Raw genomic sequence first — 25,161 nt, 5'->3', positions numbered from 1 at the left:
TGCAGCCAACGCGACCTGACTCCTGTCTTGCGTGAGGACGATCCGGTCCTCGGATCAAGTCCGAGGACGACGATGTGAAAACAGCGTGCGTCATCAGAACATGTTCAGGGCGAGCTTGGCCTCATCGCTCATCTTGGACGGATCCCATGGCGGCTCGAACACCAGGTTGGCACGGGCCGAGCGCACGCCCTCGACCTTTTTCACCGCGTCCTCGATCCAGCCCGGCATTTCGCCGGCCACCGGACAGCCGGGCGCCGTCAGGGTCATGTCGATCAGGACATCGCGATCGTCCGACAGGTCGACCTTGTAGATCAGGCCCAATTCATAGACGTCGACCGGGATCTCCGGGTCGAACACCGTCTTAAGCGCCGCGATCAGGTCGTCGGTCAGCCGGTCGATCTCGGCCTGATCCATCGCAGCCGCCTGCGGCTCCGCCCAGGTCTCGGCGAAGGTCTCGCTGGTGGTGATCTTTTCGTCCGTCTCGCTCACACGAAGAATTCCCGAGCCTTGATGAGGGCGTCCGCGAAGGCGTCCGCGTCTTCCACGGTGTTATATAGGGCGAAACTGGCCCGCGCGCTCGAAGTCAGTCCAAATCGGCGCGACAAAGGCTCGGCGCAGTGCAGTCCGGCCCGCACGGCCACGCCATATCGGTCCATCACCTGGGCCACGTCATGGGCATGGGCCCCCTCGACCGTGAAGGTCAGGATTGCCCCCTTGCCGGGTGCCTCGCCGATGATCCTCAGCCAGTTCAGCCCCGACAGCCGCGCCACGGCGTGGTCATAGACCGCCATCTCATGCGCCGCGATCGCCTGGCGGTCGAAGCCCATGAACCATTCCAGCGCGACCCCCAGACCGATCGCCTCCAGGATCGGCGGCGTCCCCGCCTCGAACCGGTGCGGAATGGGGGCATAGGTCACCGCGTCCTCGGTCACGGTCGCGATCATCTCGCCCCCGCCCTGATAGGGCGGCAGAGCCTCCAGCGCGGCGCGCTTGCCGTACATCCCGCCTATGCCCGTGGGGCCATACAGCTTGTGGCCGGTGAAGACGTAGAAGTCGCAGTCCAGCGCCTGAACGTCCGGGCTGCAATGCACCGCCCCCTGGCACCCGTCGACCAGCAGCAGAGCGCCCGCCGCATGCGCCAGATCGGCGACGACGCGGACGTCGTTCACCGTGCCCAGCACGTTCGACATATGGGTCACCGCGACCAGCCTGGTCCTCGGTCCGATCAGGTCGGCCAGGGCCACCATGTCCAGCGATCCGTCGTCCAGCACCGGTGCCCATTTCAGCACGACGCCGAACCGGTCCCTCAGCATGGCCCAGGGCACGATGTTGGCGTGGTGCTCCATCTGGGTCGTGACGATCTCGTCGCCGGCCTTGAGGCTTTGCGCCAGACCGGCCGCGACCAGATTGAAGGCCTCGGTCCCGCCCTTGGTCCAGACGATCTGGTCCGGACTCTCGGCGTTCAGGAACCGGGCGACGGTCTCCCTCGCCTGTTCGAACGCCTCGGTCGTCTCATTGGCCAGGGTGTGCAAGCCGCGATGGACGTTGGCATAGGACCCCTCCATCGCCGCCGTCAGGGCGTCGATCACCGCGCGCGGCTTCTGCGCCGAGGCGGCCGAGTCCAGATAGACCAGCGGCTTGCCGTTCACCGTCCGCGACAGGATCGGGAACTGGGCGCGGGCGGCATAGGGGTCGAAGCGATTTACAGCCGAGCCGTCAGCCATGACCTCACCACCTCTCTCGCGCCTTCGTGCGCGATGCGATCGATCACCTCGAACAGGAACGCCTGGGTCAGCAGGGCCCGCGCCTCTTCCGCCGGAATGCCGCGCTGCTGCATGTAGAACAGGGCGCTCTCGTCCAGATTGCCGACCGTATTGCCGTGCGCGCACTGAACGTCGTCGGCATAGATTTCCAGCTCCGGCTTCGCGTCCACCTCGGCCCGCTCGCCGAGAATGAGCGCATGGTGCCCCATCCGCGCATCGGTGCCATCGGCCCCGCGCTCGACCACGATCTTGCCCTGGAACACGCCGCGCGCGGTGTCGCGGACGACGCCCTTGGTCAGCTGAGAGGTGAGGCCGTTCAGGCCGCCGTGGCGCACGACGCTGGTCAGATCGGTGTGGCGCTCGCCGGACAGGGCGTAGAGGCCGTCCAGCGTCACCTCGGTCGCCTCCCCGCCATGGGCCAGGTGGGTTTCCTGCCGCTGCAGCTTCGCGCCGCTCGTGATCGTCGTCTGACGATAGACCGCGCCGGGTGCCGTCTTCACATGCGCCACCGAAACCGAGATCGCGTCCGCCGGCTCGTCGATCAGGACGACCCGCGTGACCTCGGCCCCGGCCGGAACATCGAGATCGATCCGATAGTTGGCGACATACCCTGCGCCCGCGCCCTCATGGCTTTCCAGCAGCGTCAGCTTCGCGCCCGGCTTGACCGCGATCCGTACCGAGGCGCCGTGCCCCGTGCCCGTCGCGTCCGATACGAACCTCAGCCGCAGCGTCTGCTCGCCCGAGGCGACGAAGGCGTCGGCCCCGACCGCCCGGCCATTGGCGAAGGCGATCTCCTCTCCGCCCAGGTCCGCGAACGGCCCGCCGAGCGCGATCTCGACGGCCGGAGACGGCGGCGGCGTCTGGCGCAGCACGCGGGCCAGGTCGGTGTATTTCCACGCCTCGACCCGCCGCGACGGGAAGGTCGAAGGGTCGCGCAGATCGACGGCGCTCATCGTCTCCTCCCCCGCGATGCGGGTGAGGATTGAGCGGTTCATGCCGCGACCGGCAGATACTTGTCGTACCCTTCCGCCTCCAGCTGGTGCGCCAGCTCCGGCCCGCCTGAGGCCACGATCCGCCCCGCCGCCAGCACATGCACCCGGTCGGGTTTGATGTAGTCCAGCAGCCGCTGATAGTGGGTGATCACCAGCATCGCGCGGTCCGGCGACCGCAGCGCATTCACCCCCTCCGACACGATCCGCAAGGCGTCGATGTCGAGGCCGGAATCGGTCTCGTCCAGAATCAGCAGCGACGGCTCCAACAGCGCCATCTGCAGGATCTCCATCCGCTTCTTCTCGCCGCCGGAAAAGCCGACGTTCAGCGGCCGCTTCAGCATGTCGAAATCCATCTTCAGCGCCGCCGACGCCGCCCGGACCATCTTCAGGAACGCCGGCGCCGACACCTCCTCCTCGCCGCGCGCCCGCTTCTGCGCATTCAGCGCCGTCCGCACGAACGTCAGGGCCGGCACGCCAGGAATCTCGATCGGATACTGGAACGAGAGGAACACGCCCTTGGCCGCCCGCGCCGCCGGGTCGAGGTCCAGCAGGCTCTCGCCCCGCCATTCGACCGACCCCTCGACCGTCTCGTAGCCGGGTCGCCCCGACAGGGCATAGCCCAGCGTCGACTTGCCCGCCCCGTTCGGCCCCATTATGGCGTGCACCTCGCCCGCCGGAACGTCGAGCGTCAGCCCCTTGAGGATCGGCTTGTCGCCGATGGAAACGTGGAGGTTGGAGATGGAGAGCATGGGTTTCATTCAAAAGGAGGAGGCAAGGCGTCGAGGTCCTGACGCATGTCGTAGAAGGCGACGACCGAGATGCGGTCGGGCAGAATCTTGAAGACGATCAGCTTCTTCCATCGCCGCAAGGTGAACTCTCGAAAACCGTCCCAGCGGACGGACGGCCGCCCCGGCGTCAGCACATAGGTCAGTTGGCGGCTGACGGCCCTGATCTCGAGACTGGCGCGTCGCGCCGCTGACGCATTCTGCTCGGCCAGATAGTCGAGATAGCTCTCGGCTGAGCGGAGTGCGGCGACGGTCCATCTGACAGGTCTCACCCGTACTTCGCCTGCCAGCGTGCGAAGAGCTCCTCCTGATCGATCTCGTTGCCGCTTTCCATGTCCGCGATCCCTGCAGCCATCAGAGCCCTGGCGTCCTCTTCGACCACGACCATGTCGACGGCATAGCTCGACAGTTCAGCGTAGGCCTTGATGGCCTCCTCGATGATCTCCCGCCCGGTCTGATCGGGATACCGCTCCTTCAGCTTGGCGAAGACCTCCTCGTTGCTGACCGTCTCGCCCCGCTCGATCTGAGCAAGACTTTCCTCGATCTCAGCGATCTGTTCGGCCGTGAAAGGCTCAGCCGTCATCGAGTCCTGCTGTGTCAGTTCCCACTCCGTGAAGCCGACCATCAGTTCAGACAGCGAAATGCCGCGTTCATCCGCCGCATCCTTGAACCGCTGCGCGATGTCGTCCTCGACCTCGATGGTCAGGAGCCGGGTGTGTGGCTTCGGCAATGCGCTCATCGCGACCTCCAGAGGTGAGCATACCACAGCATCGCCCTGCCCTCGCCCTTCGACCCGATGATCGCGCGCACCTCGCCGGCCGGGACGTCGAGCGTCAGCCCCTTGAGGATCGGCTTGTCGCCGAAGGAGACGTGGAGGTTGGAGATGGTCATTTAATCTCGGTTTGTCCGTAGGTGATGAGCCACTCGCCAAGGATGGCCATCACCTCATCCGTGGTGGCAGCATCTTCGCTCTTGATCACGACCTGCCAACCGTCATCGTCGCGGACACCGTGCCAATAGACGTGAAGGCGGTAAGCGTCTGGAGCCTTGAGATCGACTTCGATGCGCTTCCGACCACCGCTCAACAAAAGTCCGTAGCTGAAGCGCTGCTTATCGATGGACTCTGTGACGCTGAAGCCGCGCGCTGCGATAGCTGACTCCTTTTGAAGAACGACCGATTTAAGGTGGGCTAGCCGTTCTTCGAGTGCAGCGTGTTTCGTCCGCTCTTTCGCCGCCTCTTCTGCTTTGCGTGCGTCTATCGAGGCTTGCACGGCAGCCTCTTTCGCTTCTGCCGCTGCCATCGCGGTTTCAAACGGATCGCTCACCCCACGCTCCCCTCGAGCGAGATCGCCACCAGCTTCTGCGCCTCGACGGCGAACTCCATCGGCAGCTTCTGCATCACATCGCGGACGAAGCCGTTGACCAGCAGGGCCACCGCCTCCTCCTGCGACAGTCCGCGCTGCTGGGCGTAGAACAGCTGGTCGTCGGACAGGCGGGTCGTCGTCGCCTCGTGCTCCAGCTGGGCCGAGCCGTTGCGGGCCTCGATATAGGGCACGGTGTGCGACCCGCAGTCGCCCCCGATCAGCAGGCTGTCGCACTGGGTGAAGTTCCTCACCCCGGTCGCCTTGGGATGCACCGACACCAGCCCGCGATAGGTCGAGTCCGACCGTCCCGCCGACACCGCCTTGGCGATGATCCGCGACTTCGAGTTCTTGCCCAGGTGGATCATCTTGGTGCCGGTGTCGGCCTGCTGATGTCCATTGGTGATGGCGATGGAATAGAATTCGCCCGAGCTCTCTTCACCGCGCAGAACGCAGGAGGGGTATTTCCAGGTCACGGCCGAGCCGGTCTCGACCTGGGTCCATGACACCTTCGACCGGTCGCCCCGGCAGTCGGCGCGCTTGGTGACGAAGTTGTAGATGCCGCCCTTGCCCTCGGCGTCGCCGGGGTACCAGTTCTGGACCGTCGAATATTTGACCTCGGCGTCGTCCAGCGCGACCAGCTCGACCACCGCCGCGTGCAGCTGGTTCTCGTCGCGCATCGGGGCCGTGCAGCCTTCCAGGTAGGAGACGTAGCTGCCCTTGTCGGCGATGATCAGGGTGCGTTCGAACTGGCCCGTCTGGCTCGCATTGATGCGGAAATAGGTCGACAGTTCCATCGGGCACTTCACGCCCGGAGGGATGTAGACGAAGGATCCATCGCTGAAGACCGCGCTGTTCAGCGCCGCGAAATAGTTGTCGGAGACCGGCACCACCGATCCCAGATATTGGCGCACCAGATCCGGATATTCCCGCAAGGCCTCGGAAATCGGCATGAAAATCACGCCGACCTTGGCCAGCTCGGCCTTGAAGGTTGTGACCACGCTGACGCTGTCGAACACGGCGTCCACCGCATAGCGCGGGGCGCCCTCGACGCCCGCCAGGACCTCCTGCTCCTTCAGCGGGATGCCCAGCTTCTTGTAGATTTCCAGAATTTCCGGATCGACCTCGTCCAGCGACTTGGGCCCGTCCTTCTTCTTGGGCGCGGCGTAGTAGAACAGCTCCTGATAATCGACCGGCGTGTATTTCACCGACGACCAGGTCGGCTCCTCCATCGCCAGCCAGCGCTCATAGGCGGCCAGGCGCCACTCCAGCATCCACTCCGGCTCGCCCTTCTTCTCGGAGATGAAGCGAACGATGTCGGCGTTCAGCCCGCGCGGGGCGTATTCCGTCTCGATGTCCGAGGTGAAGCCGTGCTCGTACTTCTCCAGCGCGGCGACGGCGTCGATGGTTTCCTGAACGGCGGCCATGACTTAGGCGGTTTCCTTTACACGCGCGGACTGACGGGCGCGGTACCGGGCATATGCGGTCGTCCACGCCGCAGAGAAGCGCGACCAATCGTCTTTCGTCGTGCTCCAGCCGCCCGAGACGCGCACACCTCCGGTCGCCAGATCCATCCGCCCCATGGCCACGATCGTCCGGCTCGGCTTGGTCTTGCCGGACGAACAGGCGCTGCCGGCCGAGACCATGACGCCCTCCAGATCCAGCACGATCAGGGCCTGCGGGCTCTCCCAGTCCGGCACGGACAGGAACAGGGTGTTGGGCAGACGCGGCGCGCCCTTGCCGATAATCGTCGCCCCGGCCTTCTCGACCGCCGCCTCGGCCGCATCGCGCCAGACGGCATGGGCCTCCGCCGTCGGCAGATCCCGCGCTGCGCAGTCCGCCGCGACGCCGAAGCCGTGGATGCCCGGCACGTTCTCCGTGCCGGCCCTCAGGCCCCGCTCCTGCCCGGCGCCCCGCACGATCTGCACCGCCGACCGGCCTTCGCCCAGCACCAGCGCGCCCACGCCCTGCGGTCCGCCCAGCTTGTGCGCCGAAAGCGTCAGGGTATCGGCCTTCAGCCCCGCGATCGACACCGGAATCTTGCCCGCCGACTGGATGGCGTCGACGTGCAGCCAGCCGCCGGCCTCGCGCACCAGGGTCGCGGCCTCGCGGATCGGCTGGATCACGCCGCTCTCGTTGTTGGCATGATGGATCGCGACAACCGCCTTGCCGGGCGCGGCCAGCAGCTTGGACAGCTTGCCCAGGTCGATCACGCCGCGCCCATCGACCGGCAGCACCTTGACCGGCTTGCCCGACGCCTTGGCCGCCTCAGCGACGCAAGGATGCTCGGAGGCGCAGACGATCAGCCGTTCGCACCCCGCCGCGATCGCGCTGGCGATCGCCTGGGCATTGGACTCCGTCCCGCCTGAGGAAAACACCACGGACTGCGCATCCGCCCCGACCAGATCGGCCACCCGCGCCCGCGCCGTCTCGACCCGCGCCCGCGCCCGCCGTCCGGCCGCATGGACCGCCGACGGATTGCCGTTGTCGGCCAGGGCCTCGGCCATCGCCGCCTGCACCTCCGGCCGCACCAGGGCCGAGGCGTTGTAGTCCAGATAGACCGGGCTCATGCCGCCACCCCGACATCGGCGACGGTCGGCGCCCGCCGCGTCCGGTTCAGAACCACGTCCTCCAGCGACACGCTGGACAGATAGCGATGGATCTCGTCGCCCAGGTCCTCCCAAAGATTGTGGGTGATGCAGCGTTCGCCGGCCATCATACAGCCGCGCGGCGAGGAATGGGCCGCGCACCGCGTCGCGCGGATCGGCTCATCGACCGCCAGGACGATCTCGGACACCACGGTCTCGCCCGCCGTCTTGGCCAGGCGATAGCCACCGCCCGGACCGCGGACGCTCTGAACCAGGCCGCTTTTTCTCAGCCGCGCGAACAGCTGTTCGAGGTAACTCAATGAAATTTCCTGCCGCGTGGCGATCTCGGCCAGGGACACGGCGCGCGCCTGACCGGCCTCGCCTCGCCCGTTCCGGGCCAGGTCGGCCATCGCCATCACGGCGTATCGTCCCTTGGTCGACAGGCGCATCGTCGTCCTTCAAAAACCGCGCGCTTTTCAGGGGTCCTGTGCTATGACCCGCCGCTTCGCGAGGCGGCCCGGCGCAGGTTGGACTTAGAAAGTCCTACCCCGGCGGTCAAGTATTTCAGGGCCGCGAAATGACAGTTGAACGGATTCCAGAGCCCCATGCCTGAAGTCATCCTGCCCGGCGCCTCCGGCCGCATCGAGGGCCGCTATTCCCCCGGCAAACGCGCCAACGCCCCCATCGCCCTGATCCTGCATCCCCACCCCAAGGCGGGTGGGCACATGAACAATCCGGTCGCCGTGACCCTCTATCAGCTGTTCCAGAAGCGCGGCTTCGCCACCCTGCGCTACAATTCGCGCGGCGTCGGCAAGTCCCAGGGCGAGTTCGACTCCGGCATCGGCGAACTGGCCGACGCGGCCACGGCCCTGGACTGGCTCCAGTCCAACAACCCCGCCGCGACCCAGACCTGGGTCGCCGGCTATCAGTTCGGCGCCTACATCGGCATGCAGCTGTTGATGCGCCGGCCCGAGACCGACGGCTTCATCTCGGTCTCGCCGCCGTCCAACATGTACGACTTCAGCTTCCTGGCCCCCTGCCCGGCGTCCGGCCTGTTCCTGCACGGCACGGCCGACACCATCGTCCCGCCGGTCGAGGTCGAGCGCGTGGTCAACAAGCTGCGCACCCAGAAGGGCATCGTCATCGACTACGAGCTGGAAGAAGGCGCGACCCACTTCTGGCAGGACCACATCGGCGCGGTCGAGACCCGCGTCGGGGCCTATCTGGACAAGCGGCTCGAGGCCGAGCCGGCCTGACGGCGTCTGACGGCCGCTTCCCTCGCCCACCTTAGCCCCTAGGATGCCTTCGGGAATCAGGGGGAAGACCATGGCACTTCGCATCGGCGCGCTCGCGCTGGCGGCATCGCTCATCGCGGGCGGCGTGGCGGCCCAGGAACGCGATCTTCGCCCCTTCTGCCCCGACCGGCCGGGCAAGGGCGACTCGACCTGCGTCATCGACCCCGGCGTGATCCAGATCGAGGTCGGCCTGTTCGACGGCTTCGAGCAGGAGGATGACGCGACCCGCGTCGAGGGATGGGCCGCCGGCTCGGTCACCGTCCGCTACGGGGTCGGTCCGCGCACAGAGGTGCAGGCCGGCGTGTCCCTTGCCACGCGCGAGGAGGCGACCGACCGCGCTACCGGTCTGGCCGGCACCGCCGAGGGCATCGGCGACCTGTTCCTGGCCATGCGCCACAGCCTCATCAACCCCGACGGCGAACCCTTCGGCATGGCCGTCACCGTGTTCGGCACGGTCCCGACCGGCGACGACGAGGTCCGCGCCAGCGGCATCGAGGCCGGCGTCGCCCTGCCCATGGCCTTCGACACCGGCTCTGAGTGGAGTCTGGGCGTCTCGCCCTTCATCGAAGCGATCCGCGACGCGGACGGCGAGGGTTCGCACGCCGCCTACAGCCTGGTGATCGGCACCGACCGGGGCTTCGGCGACTGGACCCTGGGGGCCGAGGTCTGGATCAGCCATGACGACGACCCGCTGGGCTCAACGACGCCGTCCACCCTCGACCTCATCGCCGTCTGGAGCCCGCCGTCCCTGCCCGACGCCCAGCTGGATTTCGGGCTCAACTTCGGACTGAACGACGACGCCCCGGACATCGAGTTCGGCGTCGGTCTGGCGCGCCGGTTCTGATCCCTCAGTAGATCAGGAACGGCCGCCTAGCCTCGATCCACGCGGCCTCGTCCCGGCCCGCGATGGCGTCCAGGTCGCCCGGCTGCGCGGCCGCGTCATCGACCCATTCCCGCAGCGCCGGCCCCCCGTTGATCACGTCGATCGGCAGCTTTCCAAAGGCGTACTCGTACGGAAAGTCCCGCCACAGGTCGTAATCGGGATAGAGCCGCCGGATCGCCTTGAACCCGGCCGCCTGCAGTCGCCAGGGCCGGAAGGCGGCGTGATCGTAATGCGGATCCTCGACGTGGATCTGAACGCCGGAACACAGCTGGCCGACATGCTTGTGGAAGGTTGGCTGGAACCACATCGGTCTCAGGGCGCAGCCTCGGACCCAGTCGGGCGCGAAGGCCTGCATCTCGGCGATCACGGCCTTGGCGTCGATATCGGGGGCTCCGAACAGCTCCAGCGGCCGGGTCGTGCCCCGCCCTTCCGACAGGGTCGCCCCCTCCAGCATCACCGTGCCGGGATAGGCCCGCGCCATCGACAGGTTCGGCGCGTTGGGGCTGGGGTTGATCCAGGCGCGCTGGTTCAACGGCCAGCCGAACCCCGGCCCAGCCTCGGGGTCGTAACCCTGCATCTCGATGACGCGATAATCGACGTCCAGCTTGAAGTGGTCGATGAACCAGTGGCCCATCTCGCCCAGGGTCAGTCCGTGCCGCATCGGCATGGGCCCGGCCCCGACGAAGCTCTCCCAGCCCGCCACCAGCGTCGTCCCCTCGACCGGCCGTCCGGCGGGGTTGGGCCGGTCCAGCACCCAGACCGTCTTGCCCGTCTCGGCGGCAGCTTCGAGCACATAGAGCAGCGTCGTCACGAAGGTGTAGATGCGACACCCCAGGTCCTGCAGGTCCACCAGGATGACGTCGAACGTCGACAGCATCTGGCCGGTCGGCCGACGCACCTCGCCATACAGGCTGAACACCGGAAAGCCGTGGACCGGATCGGTCTCGTCCGGGCTCTCCATCATATTGTCCTGCAGGTCGCCCTTCATCCCGTGCTGGGGCCCGAAGGCGGCGCTGATCCGCACGCCCGCCGCCATCAGGGCGTCGATGGAGTGCGTCAGGTCCGCCGTCACCGACGCGGGATGCGCCAGCAGCGCCACCCTGCGCCCCTTCAGCGGGTCCAGCAGGGCCGGTTCGGCGAGCAGGCGGTCGATGCCGAAGGTCATGGCAGGTCCAGGACGAAGCTGTCGGGATGATGGAAGTCGGGCTTATCCGACGGATGGGCCAGGGCCCAGTAGGAGAAGGAGCCGTCGATGGCCTCGATCACGGCGGACAACCCGAGCCGCGTCGCGCCGTTCGGCAGTTCGATCCGCGTCTCCAGCGCCAGCATGTCCCAGGCGAGATCCAGTTCCCCCGGCGTCGCGACCTCCAGGGCGTTCCGCATCCCCTGACGCGGGGAATCGAACCGATAGGTCGCCCACTGACCGGAAGGCGACAGATTGTATTCCACATAGCCGTCGTCGGTCTGAACGAAGGCCTCGAAGCAGCTGTGCCGCCACAGGTCGTCGGCGCGCCCCGGCTCCGCCGGTCCGGGCCAGACCACCTCCGGCATCTGACCCTCGGCGATGAAACGCAGCCAAAGCGCCAGCCCGTCGCGCTCGAACAGGACCGTCAGGCTGTCGATCGGGCTCTCGGGCGACGCCGGGTGCGGCTTCAGCCGGACTTCCAGCATCGTCGGACTGTCGGTTGGCTCGAACATTCCGCCTGACTGCCACGCTGAGCCTCGATGGCCAAGCGAGGGGATGCGTCCGATCCTGACGTAGGCGGCGGTTACAGTCGGATCGTTCCGCCGGTCGGCGCGCATCCACTGGCCATGAGAGAAGTGAGAGTCACTCCCACTCGATCGCCGGACTCTCACCAACAGCCCCTTCGCCCCGGTCCTTGGGACATGCTACAGCCCGCCCTCCTCCCAAAGCCAAGCCCGCCTGAACGATGACCGACCCTTCTTTCCAGTCCGAATTTCTGCAGACGCTCCAAGCGCGCGGCTACATCCACCAGATCACCCATCCAGCGGAGCTCGACGCGGTGGCGAAAGCCGGCGTGGTCTCAGGCTACATCGGCTTCGACGCGACCGCGCCCAGCCTGCATGTCGGCAGTCTGATCCAGATCATGATGCTGCGCCGCCTGCAGCAGACCGGCCACAAGCCCGTCGTTCTGATGGGCGGGGCCACGACCAAGGTGGGCGATCCTACGGGCAAGGACACCTCGCGGCCCCAACTGACCGACGAAACCATCGCCTCGAACCTGGCCTCGATCCGCACGGTGTTCGAGAAATTCCTGACCTTCGGAGACGGCCCGACGGACGCTGTCATGGTCAACAACGACGACTGGCTGTCCGGCTATGGCTACATCCAGTTCCTGCGCGACTTCGGCACCCAGTTCACGATCAACCGCATGCTGGCCTTCGACTCGGTCAAGCTGCGGCTGGAGCGCGAGCAGCCGATGACCTTTCTCGAGTTCAACTACATGCTGATGCAGTCGGTGGATTTCCTGGAGCTGAACCGCGCGCGCAACGTCACCCTGCAGATGGGCGGCTCGGATCAGTGGGGCAACATCGTCTCCGGCGTCGACCTGGTCCGCCGCGTTGACCAGAAGGCCGCCTTCGGCCTGACCACGCCGCTGCTGACCACGGCCTCGGGCGGCAAGATGGGCAAGACGGCGCAAGGGGCGGTGTGGCTCAACGCCGACCAGCTGTCGCCCTTCGACTACTGGCAGTTCTGGCGGAACGCCGAAGACGCCGACGTCGGCCGCTTCATGCGCCTGTTCACCGACCTGCCGCTGGACGAGATCGCCCGATTTGAGGCCCTGCAAGGCGCCGAGATCAACGAGGCCAAGAAGGCCCTCGCCGACGCCGCCACGACGATGCTGCATGGGGTGGAGGCGGCTCAGGATGCTCGCAACCGCGCCGAACGAGTTCAGGCTGGCGAGCAGATCGTTGATGGCGCGCCAATCGATCTTCTGTGGGCTGGCACCGAAGACGAGATCGCCCGCAATGACGGCAAGCCATTCTCGGAAAGACGCGCAGAGGCCCTACTCAAGGCATCTGGGCTCGTCCCGTCGATCAAACAAGCGGCCCTCAAAATCACTGGCGGTGGGGTTCGGATCAACGGTGTGCCGGTGAACAATCCAAAACAAGCATTCGCGCGGGAACAGGTCGATCCCAATGCGGGTGCGTTCGTGGTGCAGATTGGAAAAAGTGGACCGATCAAGCTGGTTCGCCCCATTTAATCCGCTCATCCCCGCGAAAGCGGGGACCCAGTGCTTTGGGCGATCCGTGGTGGCGATAGGTCGCGTTGCCGGTCCGAGACCGTCTCGCGAAAGGACTGGGTCCCGGCTTTCGCCGGGATGAGCGGCAGGAGGAAGACATGACCGAGATCACCGAAGGCTCCAAGGCCCCCGCGTTCGACATGCCCGCCGACGGCGGCGGTCGCGCGTCCCTCTCGGGTCCCACCGTCCTCTACTTCTATCCCAAGGCCGACACGCCCGGCTGCACCAACGAGGCCAGGGACTTCACCGAGCACGCCGAGGCCTTCGCCCAGGCCGGCGTGACCGTCATCGGCGTGTCAAAGGACCCGGTGAAGAAGCTCGACAGGTTCAAGGCCAAATACGACCTCAAGGTCACACTTGCCTCGGACGAGGAGACCGGCGTGACCGAGGCCTACGGCGTCTGGGTCGAGAAGAGCATGTACGGCAAGACCTATATGGGCATCGAGCGCGCCACCTTCCTGATCGACGGCGCGGGCGTCGTCCGCCGCGTCTGGCGCAAGGTCTCGGTCAAGGGCCACGCCGAGGACGTCCTGGCCGCCGCTCAGGCCCTGTGAAGCACGCTCGTCCGGTCGCGGATGGTTTCGACAGTCCAGTTGTTGAAACCGACAGATGTAACAGATCGCCCGAGAGGCGAACTTTGACTCCGTTCAGATTCGTTGAGGCGAAAGCCCGCGGGCAACGTGGTTAAGATTGCGTGAACGGTATTGCCGAGCGGCAACAGTTCACGGATAACGCTGCTCGTGCATGGGGGCGTGTTACATGACTGAAGAACAGGGAACGGTCAGTCGATCTTTGATCGACCGCTGGTTTCCCGAGCGTCACGTTTATCTGCGCCAGCACGGCGAGACGCGCGGATATGTTCTGACCAGCGGCCGGCAGATGATGATGGCAGGTGTCGCCGCCGTGGCCGCGGCCTGGACCCTGGTGGCCTCCGGCGGCTTTCTCTTCGACATGGTGGTCTCGCGCAGCGCCGACGACGAGATCGTTCGGGCCCGCGCCGCTTCGGAGCGTCTCAACGCCGATCTCCAGGCCCGTCTGGAGACCGCTGTGGTCCGCATGTCGGCCACGACGGGCGGCCTGGACGAAATGGCCCAGATGGTCGAGCGCCGTCACGCCGCCCTGTCGAACGTCATGGGCATGTTCCGGGGCGTCGAGGGCGCCGAGACCGTCATGGCCCCTGCGCCGATACCCACGGAAGGCGCCGCAGGGCCCGTCCAGCGCATCGTCGCGGTCCGCATGGACCAGGAGCGGCTGATCGAACGGGCCGGCGACTTCGCCCAGACGCGCGCCGAACGCCTCCGCCTCGCCTTCCGCCTCGCGGGCCTCAATCCCGCCGCCTATGCCGCCTCGGGCTCGGCCCTGGGCGGCCCGCTGGTCGAAGCCAACGACCCCGAGGCCCTGGCGACGATCCTGGATGTGGACGAGCCTTTCGCGGTCCGCATCCGTCACGCCGCCGACAACCTGACCGATATGCGCCGTCTCGCCGACGCCGCCGAGGGCCTGCCGTTCGACCGTCCCACCGAGGCGCGCACCACCTCGGGGTTCGGTGTTCGCTTCGATCCCTTCAACGGCCGCCCCGCCGTTCACCAGGGCCAGGACTTTGCCGCGCCGCTGAACACGCCCATCTATGCCACCGCTCCCGGGATCGTGTCTTTCGCCGGCGTTCGTTCAGGCTATGGCAACACCGTTGAGATAGACCATGGCCGAGGCTTCAAGACCCGCTACGCCCATCTGAACTCCGTGGCCGTCCGTCCGGGCCAGCGCGTCGCGCTGACCCAGCGGATCGGCGCCATGGGCACGACCGGTCGCTCGACCGGCGTGCATCTGCACTACGAAGTCTGGATGGACGGACGACCCCAGAATCCCGCCCGCTTCATGAGAGCCGGAGACACCCTTGTTCAATAAAGCCAAACCCCCCGTCACGCCTGATCGCCCCTCCAGCGCGATCCCGATCCCGCCGCTGCCGGACCTGCCGTCGTCCAATACCGGACGCGCCCCCGCCCCGGCGCCGGCGCCCTCGCCGGTCGCCTCGTCGCGCGGCCTGTCGACCCTGTCGTCGGACCTGCAGTTCGAAGGCCATGTCTCGGGCGCCGGCGACCTTCAGGTCGACGGCTCGATCAAGGGCGACGTCCGCGTCGGCCGCCTGATCGTCGGCGAGACCGGCGCCATCGAAGGCAATGTCACCGCCGACTACCTCGAGGTTCGCGGCCGCGTCGTCGGCGCGGTCTCGGGCAAGCAGGTCAAGCTGGTCTCGACCGCCTATGTCGACGGCGACATCACCGCCGAACAGCTGTCGATCGACATCGGTGCCTATTTCCAGGGTCGCGTCCTGCAAAGCCGTCGCGAGGCCCCGGCCCCCGTCGCCCCTGCGCCGCGTCCCGCCCCGGTCGAGGCTCCTGCGCCTGCGCCCGCTCCGGCGGCCGAAGCGCCCCAGACCATCGAGATGAAGACGATCTGACCCGTCCCCTCTCCCCTTGCGGGAGAGGGAGATCGCGCACGGCGGGCGCAGCCCGTCGTTCTCGCGCGATCGGGTGAGGGGTGAAACACTCCAGCCAAAAGGGGGCGACGTCTCGCGTCCCGGTCTGATGACACAGCCCCCTCATCCGGCCCTTCGGGCCACCTTCTCCCGCAAGGGGAGAAGGAACCCGTCACTCCACCGTCGACCCACGCGTCTCGCCGACCCTTTGCGCCAGGGCCGCGCCCATGAACCGATCCAGGTCGCCGTTCAGCACCCCGTCGGTGTCCGAGGTCTCGACCTCCGTCCGCAGGTCCTTGACCATCTGATAGGGCTGCAGAACGTAGGACCGGATCTGGTGGCCCCAGCCGATGTCGGTCTTGGCGTCCGCCAACGCCTGGGCCGCCGCCTCGCGCTTCTGCAGTTCCAGCTCGTACAGCCGCGCCCGCAGCATCTTCCACGCCTGTTCGCGGTTCTGGTGCTGCGACCGGCCCGCCTGACAGGCCACGACGGTGTTGGTCGGGATATGCGTCAGACGCACGGCCGAATCGGTCTTGTTGATGTGCTGACCACCGGCTCCGGACGCGCGATAGGTGTCGGTGCGCACATCCGAAGGGTTGATGTCGATCTCGATGGTGTCGTCCACCACCGGCGACACGCCGATCGAGGCGAAGCTGGTGTGCCGCTTGGCCGCCGCGTCATAAGGGCTGATCCGCACCAGGCGATGGACGCCGGACTCGGACTTCAGCCAGCCATAGGCGTTGGGCCCCTTGATCTGGATGGTCGCCGACTTGATCCCGGCCTGCTCGCCGGATTCCTCGGCCTCGATCTCGACCTCATAGCCATGCGCCTTGGCCCAGCGCGAATACATCCGCAGCAGCATGCCGGCCCAGTCGTTGGACTCGGTGCCGCCGGCACCGGAGTTGACCTCCAGATAGGCGTCGTTGCCGTCCGCCTCGCCCGACAGCAGCGCCTCCAGCTCGGCCCGCGCGGCACGGTCCTTGATGGCCTTCAGCTGGGCGCGCGCCTCTTCCAGGGTGGCCTCGTCGCCTTCCTCGTCGGCCATCTCGGACAGCATGACGCCGTCCTCCAGCTCACGCTCCATCTCCTTGACGGCGTTGATCTGGGCTTCCAGGCGCGAGCGATCCCGGCTGACCGCCTGGGCCTCGTCGGGTCTATCCCACAGGGTCGGGTCCTCGACCCGGGCGTTCAGCTCATCCAGCTTTCGTAGGGCGACATCCCAGTCAAAGACGCCTCCTGAGCAGAGCGACGCTCTGCTCGATGTCGGCCTTCATGGCCTCGACATCCGGTCTCATCGCAAACTCCGCGAGTCCAAAGTGAGGGGCGGACATAAAGCGTCGAGGGTCGAGGGTCGAGGGTCGAATGTGGCTACCCGCGGACCGGCGACGACGAATCGTCACTTTCCCGGCCCTCGCCCCTCGTCCCTCGACCCTTAGAACAACCCGTCCAGATCGTCCGCCGGTTCCTGCTTCCGCGGCGGCGGCGCCTGTGGCGGAGGCGCGGCGGCGGCGGCCGCGGCGGCTTCCTGCTCGCGCCGGATCACGTCGTTGTAGTTCTGCGGACCGGTCGGGGTCACGGGACCCCGATCCTCCTGCTCCTCCTCGCGGCGACGCTCCGTGCCGGGGCGGAAGGCCTCCTCGATCCCACGCACGGTGCGGAACACGGCCCCGCGCGGACGCACGAACGGCCGCGCCGGCCGCTCTCTGAGGGCGTCCTCCATGAAGTCGATGAAGACCGGCACGGCGGCTGTCGTCCCCGTCTCTCCATATCCCAGGGGACGATTGTCGTCGAAGCCGATGTAGATGCCCACCACGATGTCCGTGGTGAAGCCGACGAACCAGGCTGAGCGATATTCGTTGGTCGTGCCGGTCTTGCCGCCGACCCAGTCGCCCAGACCCCGCGCGCTGGCCGCCGTGCCGCGCTGAACCACGCCCTCCAGCATCGAGCTGATCTGATAGGCGGTGATCGGGTCGATCACCTGGGTGCCGCGCGGTTCCAGCATGGGCGAGGCCTGGCCGGTGAAGGCTCGACCGCAATCCCGGCACCGACGCTGATCGGCCCGGTAGATGGTCTCGCCGTCGCGGTCCTGGACATATTCGATCAGATAGGGATCGATCCGCCGTCCGCCGTTGACGAAGGCGGCGTAGGCGGCCGTCATGTCGAAGGCCGACACCTCGCCCGCCCCCAGCGACACCGACAGGTTTGGCTGCAGATTCTCGGCCACGCCCATGCGCCGCGACAGGTCGACGACCTTGTCCATGCCGATCGAATTGGCCAGGCGCACCGTCATGACGTTGCGCGACAGCTCCAGCCCGCGTCTCAGCGTCTGGGGGCCATAGTAGCGCCGACTGTAATTCTCGGGCGTCCAGCGGCGCCCGCCCGGCCCGCCTGCGAAGCTGATCGGCCCGTCGATGACGATCGAGGCCGGGGTAAAGTCCCCTTCCAGCGCGGCGGCATAGACGAAGGGCTTGAAAGCCGAACCGGGCTGACGAAACGCCTGGGTCGCCCGGTTGAAGCTCGACAGGGCGAAGGAATACCCCCCCACCATGGCCAGCACCCGCCCGGACTGGGGTTCGATGGCGACCAGGGCCCCGTTCACGGCGGGCACCTGCTTCAGCGCGAACTGGCCGTTCCTCGGCTCCACGAAGATCAGGTCGCCACGCTGGAGCGGCCGGTTGGCGTTGGCCCAGGCGACGTCGGCGGCGATCAGGGCGCCGGTCGCGTCGTCGCGGGCCGTGCGGACACGAACGGTGTTGCCCGAGACGCTCTCGACGGCGGCGGCGCGCCATTCGCGGCGTTCCGGCGGGGCCTGTTCGCGCAAAGCGACCGCCTGCCAGCCCGGCGCGAAGTCCGTCGTCCCCCAGGCACCCCGCCAGCCATGACGACGGTCATAGTTCTCCAGCCCGCGCATCAGGGCGTCGCGCGCCGTTGTCTGCAGCGACGGATCGAGCGTCGTGCGCATGTAGAAGCCACCGGCGTTCAGCTGCTCGCCGAAGTCGGGGTTCGCCCGCGCGATGCGGCGCGCCTCCTCGACGAAGAAATCGGCGTCCTGATACTCGGCCCGGCGCGGGGCCTCGCGCGTCGTGAGCGGCGCGGAGACCGCCGTCTGATAGGCCGCCTGGGTCAGGAACCGATTCTGCAGCATCTCACCCAGGACCCAGTCGCGGCGACCCTTGGCCGCTTCAGGGTGGCGCTTGGGGTGATAGTTGTTCGGACCCTTGGGTAGAGCCGCCAGAAACGCCGCCTCTTCGGGCGTCAGGTCCTGAAGCGATTTGCCGAAATAGTTGAACGCCGCAGACGCCACGCCGTAGCTGCGATACCCCAGGAAGATCTCGTTCAAATAGAGTTCGAGAATCTGCTCCTTGGACAGGGTCGCCTCCAGCCGGCTGGACAGGATGGCTTCCTTCAGCTTGCGGCCGATGGTCGATTCATTGGTCAGCAGGACGTTCTTGGCCACCTGCTGGGTGATCGTCGATCCGCCCTCGAGCCGACGCCCGGTCAGGACGTTGAAGACGTTCTTGAACATGGCACGGCCCAGGCCCGACACGTCGATGCCGCCGTGCTGGAAGAAGCTGCGATCCTCGGCGGCCAGAAACGCCTGCACCAGGCTGGTCGGGATCTGCTCATAGGGCACATAGATGCGCCGCTCGTCCGAGAACTCGCCGATCAGGGTGCCGTCGCCGGCATAGACCCGCGTCGCGGTCGGAGGACGATAGTCGGCCAGTTCGGACGCATCGGGCAGGTCGTGCAACAGCCACGCCGCATAGATGGCCACCAGCAGCCCGGCGAGCGCGATCGCGCCCAGCAGGGCCACCCCCGCCATCACGAACCAACGCTCGGCAACCTTCACTTCAGGGACTCTCCGACTGACGCCCGTGTTGGGTTTAGCCCGCGCCGGGTCCGCCGGAAAGGCCGGAAACGGTCTGTCGGGTCAGCCGGCCCTGCCGGGCATTCCGGCGATCATCGTTCCGGCGGCCGGCTGGCTGAAATAGCGGTCGATGCCTTCCGCCACCGCGCGCATCAGGCGCTGACGTCGGCGGCTGTCGGCCAGGGCGCGCTCGTCGTCCGGATTGGTGATGAAGCCCATTTCCAGCAGCACGGCGGGCACGTCGGGGGCCAGCAGCACCGCCAGACCGGCGTCGCGATGGCTCCGGCGCAGCAGCGGATGGTCGGCCGCCTCCAGATGGGTCAGCAGCACCCGCGCGAACTGGGCCGAGCGGTTCTGGGTCGCCCTCTGGGTCATGTCCAGCAGGATACGGTCGACCGACGGATCGCGACCGGGCAGGTGCAGGTCGCGGTGCCAGTCCTCGGACCGCGTGACCTCGCGCACGGCGCGCGACGCCCCCTGTTCGGACAAGGTATAGACGCTGGCGCCCCGCGTGGCCGGATCGGCGCCCGCATCGGCATGCAGCGAGATGAACAGATCCGCGTCCGCCTGACGCGCGATCCGGACCCTCTGGTTCAGGCCAACATAGACGTTGCTGTCGCGTGTCAGCATGACCCGGTAGCGACCGGTGCGGTTCAACTCGTCCCTCAGCGCCAGGGCGGCGGCCAGGGTGATCTCGCTCTCGGATCGTTCCTGCCCGGTCGCGCCGGGATCACGGCCGCCGTGGCCGGCGTCGATCACGACCAGGGGCCGTTCGGCGCGGCGCGGCGTCGCGCGGGGGGGCTGGCGAGGCGGGGCCGTGACCGCGCCGCCGGTCGAGGCGATATCGATGACATAGCGATAGTGAGACACGCCGTCGCCCGGCGGCAGCAGGAAACGCCGCTCGATCCGCGCGGTGCGTGACAGGCCCAGTTGGACGCGCGAGGCCGTGCCGGACGCGCTGACCCGCCAGTCCCTGACCAGGCCCCTGCCCTGCCCGTCGACACCACGACCGGCTCCGACACCCGACAGGGTCAGGACAACCTGGCCGCTCCCGCCCGCGTCGACGACCTCGCCGCGCGCCGAGCGGTCCAGATCGATGACGACCCGGGTACGCGCCGCGTCACCGCCGAAGCGCACGCCGCGCACATCGCCGGTCACGCCCGTCGCGCGGCCGTGACTCGCGATCGCCAGGACGGCCGCCAGCACGCCCAGCGCCAGCAGGGTCAGGCCCCACTCGCGCAGAGACCAGGCGGACAGGTTGAAACGTATCGGACGCGGCATTCTGACGGCGACCCACCTTTATTGTTGGGATCATCCTGCCGGATCGTCGTGTGGATTGGGTTAAGCGCGCCCGACAAACATGCGCGCCTTTTCATTCACACCAACCATGCCTATGCTTGCGTCCGTCCGCGAACGATCGCGCCGCCGGTTCATCGGGTCGGCGCGGTGCCGGCGCGGCGCTGACTTCCCGCCTTTCGAGACCCCTTCGGCAATGCCCGAGGATCGACGGAGCCGGGCCCCCGAACCGGAGCCTCACCCCGCCTCGTGGCGCAGAGGGCTCCAGGACCGACCATAACCCATGGGCTCATACGCCTTCGTCACCCCCCGACCGCCAGCCGCTTCAGGATGTTCCTGGGCCGGGCCGGTCGCCGTTCTCGGCCAAGGCCAGGACGCGGGGCTGACGCGCGCCGACGCCCCCTCCCCCATTCGGCGAGCCGCTGATGCCCCCTCACGGGCCGGCCGAGCGCGCCAGAGAGAAACCTTCAATGTCAAAGACCATGCTTATCGATGCGGCGCACGCGGAAGAAACCCGCGTCGCCATCGTGGACGGCCGCCAGGTTGAGGAATTCGACTTCGAGTCGAAGACCAAGCGCCAGCTGCGCGGCAATATCTACCTCGCCAAGGTCACCCGCGTAGAGCCCAGCCTGCAGGCCGCCTTCGTCGAGTACGGCGGCAATCGCCACGGCTTTCTGGCCTTCAACGAGATCCACCCGGACTACTACCAGATCCCGGCGGCGGACCGCGACGCGATCATGGCCGAGGCCCATTCGGCCGAGGACGATCAGGACGATGAGTCCGCCCGCGAATCCGACGACGGCGAATCCGAAGGCGGCCTGGCCGAAGAGGAGCGCCTGAAGCGTCGCCTGATGCGCCGCTACAAGATTCAGGACGTCATCAAGCGCCGCCAGATCCTGCTGGTGCAGGTCGTCAAGGACGAGCGCGGCGGCAAGGGCGCGGCCCTGACCACATGGTTGTCGCTGGCCGGTCGCTACTGCGTGCTCATGCCCAACACCGGCAAGGGCGGCGGCATCAGCCGCAAGATCACCCAGGCCACGGACAGGAAGCGCCTCAAGGCCGCCGCCGCCGCCCTGGACGTGCCGCGCGGCATGGGCCTGATCATCCGCACCGCCGGCGCCAAGCGCACCAAGGCCGAGATCAAGCGCGACTACGAGTATCTGCTGCGCCTGTGGGAGACGATCCGCGAGACGACCCTCGCCTCCCACGCCCCCTCGCTGATCTATGAGGAAGAGAACCTGGTCCGCCGCGCCGTGCGCGACATGTTCGACAAGGATTTCGACGGCATCCAGGTCGAGGGTATCGAGGGCTTCAAGGAGGCGCGCGACTTCATGCGCGTGCTGATGCCGTCGCAGTCCAAGAAGGTGCATCTGTACCAGGGCTCCAAGCCCCTGTTCGCCGCCAACGGCATCGAGGAGCTGCTGACCCAGATCCACCAGCCGGTCGTGCCGCTGAAGTCCGGCGGCTATCTGGTCATCAACCAGACCGAGGCCCTCGTCGCCATCGACGTCAACTCCGGCCGCGCCACCAAGGAACGCAACGTCGAGGCCACGGCCTTCAAGACCAACTGCGAAGCCGCCGCAGAGGCCGCGCGCCAGCTGCGCCTGCGCGACCTGGCCGGTCTGATCGTCATCGACTTCATCGACATGGACGAGTCCAAGAACAACCGGACCGTCGAACGCATCCTGAAGGACGAGCTGTCGCGCGACCGGGCGCGCATCCAGATGGGCCGCATCTCGGGCTTCGGCCTGATGGAGATCAGCCGCCAGCGTCGACGCCTCGGCGTCATCGAGGGCGCCACCGAGGTCTGCCCGCACTGCGCCGGTGCCGGCCGCGTCCGCTCCGCCGAGAGCGCCGCCCTGATGGTCCTGCGCGCCGTCGACATCGAGGCCGGCAAGAACGGTGCCGGGTCGATCAACCTGAAGGTCTCTTCGGCCGTCGCGCTCTACATCCTGAACCACAAGCGCGATTACCTGCAGCACCTGCTCCAGACGCGCGGCCTGGCCGTCGTCATCCAGATCGACGACCGGCTGGGTCAGGGCGAAAGCGCCATCGAGCGCACCGAGACCAACGAGGACTTCAGCCCGCCGGAGACCACCCTGTCGCTGGCCGACCTCGACGACGACTTCGACGACGCCGCCTATGACGACGAGGAAGACTTCGACGACGACCTCTTCCTCGGCGACGACGAGGACGAGGATCAGCTCGATCGCGAAGACGCCGATGACGACGAGCCGCGCGAGCGGGCCGAGCGCGCCGAGCGTCCGGACGGCGACGGCCGTCGCGGTCGGGGACGCCGCCGTCGGGGCGGTCGTCGCGACGAGGAGGCCGCGCCCGTGGCCGCCGACGCCGAGATCCCGGGCGTCTCCGGCGACGACGAGGACGCCGATGGTCGCCGTCGCCGTCGGGGCCGTCGCGGCGGTCGGCGCATGCGCGAGGAGGGCGAGACCGAAGGGTCGTCGACCTTCTTCTGGGTGCGCGGCCGCACGCCGTCGCTGGAAGACCCCTATGTCTGGTTCGACCCGCTGAACCCGCAACCGCGCGCCGAGCCGGCGGCCGAGGCCGCTATCGGCGAGGACCGCCAGCCCCGATCGTTCGAACGCTCGGACGCCGAAGGTCAGGGCGAACGCGAGGGTGGCCGTCGTCGCCGCCGTCGCGGCCGGGGTCGCGGCGGCGACCGCGTCGGTGGCGAAGGCGCGGATCAGGCCGAGATCGCCGAAGCCGCCTCCGAAGCCGCGCCCGCGGATGACACCGCGGTCGCCGTCGAGCCGACGCCGGACATCGCGCCGCAGCCCCAGCGCCGCCGGGTCCGCCGCAAGACGGCCGCCGCGACCGACGCCCCGGTCGAAGAGGCTTCGATCGAAGCCGAGACTGTCGTCGCCGAAGTCGCGTCCGAACCGGCCGTCGAAGCGATCGAGCCCGAAGCGGTTCAGGCCGAGGCCCCATCCCCGGTCGAGACCGAGGTCGCGCCAGAGCCCGCGCTCGAGCCGGCTCCCGAGCCCGCCCCGGTACCTGACCTGGCCGAGATCATCGCCAACGATCCGGCGCAGATCACCGCACCCCCGCCCAAACCCAAGCGCGGGTGGTGGCGTCTGTGACCGATCGGTCCTAGGCTAGGCATCACAGGCGGGGGCGTCGTTCGCAGGAGTTGGCCATGATCCGGCAGACCCGTGTCGCCTTTCGACCCCTCGCCGGGGCCGTCGCTGCGGTCATGGCCGTCGTCCTCGCGGCGACGGCCGGCCCCGCCGCGGCCCAATCCACGATCCGCGACACCGAGATCGAGGGCATCATCCGCGACTGGTCCGACCCGGTCTTCGTCGCCATGGGGCTGGATCCGGCGGAAGTCGAGGTCCTGCTGGTGGCCGACAATGACCTGAACGCCTTCGCAACGCGCGGGCGGATCATGGGCATCAACACCGGCCTGATCCTGCGGACCGAAGACCCCAACCAGCTGCTGGGGGTCATCGCGCACGAGGCCGGTCACATCAAGAACCGTCACACCCTGCGCGACGGGGCCCAGGGTGCCGGCATGCAGCCGATGATCATGTCCATGGCCCTGGGTGCCCTCGCCATCCTGGCGGGAGAGCCGGGTGCCGGAGCGGCCCTGCTGGGGTCTGGCCAGTATTTCGGCACCCTGGGCGCCCTGCGCTATCTCCAGAGCCAGGAGGGCGAGGCCGATATCACCGCCGCGCGCGGCCTCGAGGCCGCCGGCGAGTCCGGTCGGGGCCTGGTGTCCTTCTTCGAGAATTTCCGCAGCCAGGAAGTCTTCTCCGACGCCCGCCGCTATCCCTATTTCCGCAGCCACCCGCTGTCGGGCCAGCGCATCGAGGCCCTGCGACGCCCCGTCGAGGCCATGTCCAACTATGACCAGGTCGACAGCCCGGAACGCATGGCCCAGCACGCCCTGATCCGCGCCAAGATCCAGGCCTTCATGAACCCGCCGACCCAGACGCTGCGGACCTATCTGGAGACCGACACCTCCTTCCCGGCCCGCTATGCCAGGGCCATCGCCTGGTATCGCGACGGCCAGACCCAGCGCGCGCTGGACGCTACGGACGCCCTGATCGCCGAGGATCAGGACAATCCCTATCTCTGGGAACTGAGGGGCCAGATCCTGTTCGAGGAAGGCCGCCCGGAAGAGGCCATCGCCGCCCACCGCCGCGCTGTCGAGTTCCTGCCCGACGCCCCCCTGCTCCGCATCAACCTCGCCCACGCCCTGATAGAGACCAATGACGCGACCCGGCTGGACGAGGCCGTCGATCACCTGAAGACCGCCACGGCGCGCGAGGGCGACAACACCCTGGCCTGGCGGCTGTTGTCCCAGGCCTATTCCAGCCAGGGCAAGGAGGGCGAGGCGCGTCTGGCCTCGGCCGAGCTCTATTTCGCGGCGGGCGGCGAGGAACAGGCCACCCAGTTCGCCCTGCGCGCCCGCGACATGCTGCCTCGTGGCTCCATCGAATGGCGGCGCGCCATGGACATCGTCCTGGCGTCCGGCGCCACCATGGACGACATCGACGATCTGGACGCCCGCGAGGAGCGCCGTCGCGAACGCGGCCCCGCGATCCTGCCCCCCGGCGCCTGATCCACC

24 protein-coding genes are annotated in these 25,161 nt (G+C 67.7%); 8 read left to right on the top strand and 16 right to left on the bottom strand.

Annotated elements, in window-relative coordinates; genetic code table 11:
- Nucleotides 1-93 precede the first annotated feature (93 nt).
- The 11 genes from ABN401_RS08795 to ABN401_RS08745 form a co-directional block, all read right to left on the bottom strand.
- Entirely contained in the window at nucleotides 94-414 is a 321-nt protein-coding gene (locus ABN401_RS08795; RefSeq protein ID WP_432763543.1) for an SUF system Fe-S cluster assembly protein, read from the bottom strand.
- 71 nt (nucleotides 415-485) lie between these two features.
- Nucleotides 486-1,724, bottom strand: coding sequence for a cysteine desulfurase (locus ABN401_RS08790; protein WP_349684462.1), 1,239 nt, complete (start codon nucleotides 1,722-1,724; stop codon nucleotides 486-488).
- Nucleotides 1,703-2,716: a Fe-S cluster assembly protein SufD gene (gene sufD, locus ABN401_RS08785; protein WP_349684461.1), complete on the bottom strand. Its 1,014-nt coding sequence runs from the start codon at nucleotides 2,714-2,716 to the stop codon at nucleotides 1,703-1,705. The genes ABN401_RS08790 and sufD overlap by 22 nt, the downstream gene beginning before the upstream one ends.
- A 38-nt stretch (nucleotides 2,717-2,754) precedes the next feature.
- Entirely contained in the window at nucleotides 2,755-3,504 is a 750-nt protein-coding gene (gene sufC, locus ABN401_RS08780) for a Fe-S cluster assembly ATPase SufC (protein ID WP_349684460.1), read from the bottom strand.
- A 5-nt stretch (nucleotides 3,505-3,509) separates the two neighbouring features.
- Entirely contained in the window at nucleotides 3,510-3,812 is a 303-nt protein-coding gene (locus ABN401_RS08775; RefSeq protein ID WP_349684459.1) for a type II toxin-antitoxin system RelE/ParE family toxin, read from the bottom strand.
- Nucleotides 3,809-4,279, bottom strand: coding sequence for a hypothetical protein (locus tag ABN401_RS08770; RefSeq protein ID WP_349684458.1), 471 nt, complete (start codon nucleotides 4,277-4,279; stop codon nucleotides 3,809-3,811). Before ABN401_RS08770 ends, ABN401_RS08775 begins: the two co-directional genes overlap by 4 nt.
- Nucleotides 4,276-4,431, bottom strand: coding sequence for a hypothetical protein (locus ABN401_RS08765; RefSeq protein ID WP_432763541.1), 156 nt, complete (start codon nucleotides 4,429-4,431; stop codon nucleotides 4,276-4,278). Before ABN401_RS08765 ends, ABN401_RS08770 begins: the two co-directional genes overlap by 4 nt.
- The gene (locus ABN401_RS08760) at nucleotides 4,428-4,865 is read right to left on the bottom strand and encodes a hypothetical protein (protein ID WP_349684457.1); all 438 of its coding nucleotides are present in this window, start codon (nucleotides 4,863-4,865) and stop codon (nucleotides 4,428-4,430) included. Before ABN401_RS08760 ends, ABN401_RS08765 begins: the two co-directional genes overlap by 4 nt.
- Nucleotides 4,862-6,328, bottom strand: a complete 1,467-nt coding sequence (gene sufB / locus ABN401_RS08755; RefSeq protein WP_349684456.1) for a Fe-S cluster assembly protein SufB — start codon at nucleotides 6,326-6,328, stop codon at nucleotides 4,862-4,864. The genes ABN401_RS08760 and sufB overlap by 4 nt, the downstream gene beginning before the upstream one ends.
- Nucleotides 6,329-6,331: 3 nt before the next feature.
- Nucleotides 6,332-7,471 (bottom strand): cysteine desulfurase family protein, encoded by a 1,140-nt coding sequence (locus ABN401_RS08750; RefSeq protein WP_349684455.1) that lies wholly within the window; start codon nucleotides 7,469-7,471, stop codon nucleotides 6,332-6,334.
- Nucleotides 7,468-7,938, bottom strand: coding sequence for an Rrf2 family transcriptional regulator (locus ABN401_RS08745; RefSeq protein ID WP_349684454.1), 471 nt, complete (start codon nucleotides 7,936-7,938; stop codon nucleotides 7,468-7,470). Before ABN401_RS08745 ends, ABN401_RS08750 begins: the two co-directional genes overlap by 4 nt.
- Nucleotides 7,939-8,094: 156 nt before the next feature.
- On the opposite strand from ABN401_RS08745, the gene ABN401_RS08740 reads away from it, so the two are divergent.
- Together ABN401_RS08740 and ABN401_RS08735 are read left to right on the top strand one after the other, a co-directional pair.
- A complete protein-coding gene (locus ABN401_RS08740) occupies nucleotides 8,095-8,745 on the top strand; it encodes an alpha/beta hydrolase (RefSeq protein ID WP_349684453.1) in 651 nt (216 codons plus the stop codon).
- 70 nt (nucleotides 8,746-8,815) lie between these two features.
- Nucleotides 8,816-9,628, top strand: coding sequence for a transporter (locus ABN401_RS08735; RefSeq protein WP_349684452.1), 813 nt, complete (start codon nucleotides 8,816-8,818; stop codon nucleotides 9,626-9,628).
- A gap of 4 nt (nucleotides 9,629-9,632) precedes the next feature.
- On the opposite strand, the gene ABN401_RS08730 is transcribed toward ABN401_RS08735, so the two are convergent.
- A complete protein-coding gene (locus ABN401_RS08730; protein ID WP_349684451.1) occupies nucleotides 9,633-10,832 on the bottom strand; it encodes an exo-beta-N-acetylmuramidase NamZ family protein in 1,200 nt (399 codons plus the stop codon).
- Nucleotides 10,829-11,365, bottom strand: a complete 537-nt coding sequence (locus ABN401_RS08725) for a DOMON-like domain-containing protein (protein ID WP_349684450.1) — start codon at nucleotides 11,363-11,365, stop codon at nucleotides 10,829-10,831. The genes ABN401_RS08730 and ABN401_RS08725 overlap by 4 nt, the downstream gene beginning before the upstream one ends.
- A 233-nt stretch (nucleotides 11,366-11,598) precedes the next feature.
- Between ABN401_RS08725 and tyrS the strand changes: the two genes are divergently transcribed.
- The 4 genes from tyrS (at nucleotide 11,599) to ABN401_RS08705 (ending at nucleotide 15,391) form a co-directional block, all read left to right on the top strand.
- Nucleotides 11,599-12,894: a tyrosine--tRNA ligase gene (tyrS, locus tag ABN401_RS08720; protein ID WP_349684449.1), complete on the top strand. Its 1,296-nt coding sequence runs from the start codon at nucleotides 11,599-11,601 to the stop codon at nucleotides 12,892-12,894.
- A 137-nt stretch (nucleotides 12,895-13,031) separates the two neighbouring features.
- Nucleotides 13,032-13,487, top strand: coding sequence for a peroxiredoxin (locus tag ABN401_RS08715; RefSeq protein WP_349684448.1), 456 nt, complete (start codon nucleotides 13,032-13,034; stop codon nucleotides 13,485-13,487).
- A 205-nt stretch (nucleotides 13,488-13,692) separates the two neighbouring features.
- Complete coding sequence (locus ABN401_RS08710) at nucleotides 13,693-14,838, top strand: M23 family metallopeptidase (RefSeq protein WP_349684447.1); 1,146 nt, start codon at nucleotides 13,693-13,695, stop codon at nucleotides 14,836-14,838.
- Entirely contained in the window at nucleotides 14,828-15,391 is a 564-nt protein-coding gene (locus ABN401_RS08705) for a bactofilin family protein (RefSeq protein WP_349684446.1), read from the top strand. Before ABN401_RS08710 ends, ABN401_RS08705 begins: the two co-directional genes overlap by 11 nt.
- Before the next feature lie 190 nt (nucleotides 15,392-15,581).
- Here the strand turns inward: ABN401_RS08705 and prfB are convergent.
- From prfB to ABN401_RS08690, 3 genes are all read right to left on the bottom strand, one after another.
- A protein-coding gene (gene prfB, locus ABN401_RS08700; RefSeq protein ID WP_349684445.1) for a peptide chain release factor 2 occupies nucleotides 15,582-16,704 on the bottom strand; the annotation gives its coding sequence in 2 pieces (ribosomal slippage) (nucleotides 15,582-16,634 and nucleotides 16,636-16,704; 1,122 coding nt in all).
- A gap of 137 nt (nucleotides 16,705-16,841) precedes the next feature.
- The gene (locus ABN401_RS08695; protein ID WP_349684592.1) at nucleotides 16,842-19,232 is read right to left on the bottom strand and encodes a penicillin-binding protein 1A; all 2,391 of its coding nucleotides are present in this window, start codon (nucleotides 19,230-19,232) and stop codon (nucleotides 16,842-16,844) included.
- A 108-nt stretch (nucleotides 19,233-19,340) separates the two neighbouring features.
- Nucleotides 19,341-20,558 (bottom strand): N-acetylmuramoyl-L-alanine amidase family protein, encoded by a 1,218-nt coding sequence (locus ABN401_RS08690; protein ID WP_349684444.1) that lies wholly within the window; start codon nucleotides 20,556-20,558, stop codon nucleotides 19,341-19,343.
- Between the two features lie 485 nt (nucleotides 20,559-21,043).
- Between ABN401_RS08690 and ABN401_RS08685 the strand changes: the two genes are divergently transcribed.
- Both ABN401_RS08685 and ABN401_RS08680 read left to right on the top strand, forming a co-directional pair.
- Nucleotides 21,044-23,671 carry an Rne/Rng family ribonuclease gene (locus ABN401_RS08685; protein WP_349684443.1) on the top strand — a complete coding sequence of 876 codons (2,628 nt, stop codon included), beginning with the start codon at nucleotides 21,044-21,046 and terminating at the stop codon, nucleotides 23,669-23,671.
- A 56-nt stretch (nucleotides 23,672-23,727) separates the two neighbouring features.
- Nucleotides 23,728-25,155, top strand: a complete 1,428-nt coding sequence (locus ABN401_RS08680) for a M48 family metalloprotease (RefSeq protein WP_349684442.1) — start codon at nucleotides 23,728-23,730, stop codon at nucleotides 25,153-25,155.
- The last annotated feature ends 6 nt before the right edge of the window (nucleotides 25,156-25,161 follow it).

Source organism: Brevundimonas aurifodinae (assembly GCF_040195595.1).
Taxonomy (GTDB): domain Bacteria; phylum Pseudomonadota; class Alphaproteobacteria; order Caulobacterales; family Caulobacteraceae; genus Brevundimonas; species Brevundimonas aurifodinae.
The sequence above is the reverse complement of the archived record's forward strand: the minus strand, read 5'-3'. Positions and strand labels throughout refer to the sequence as shown.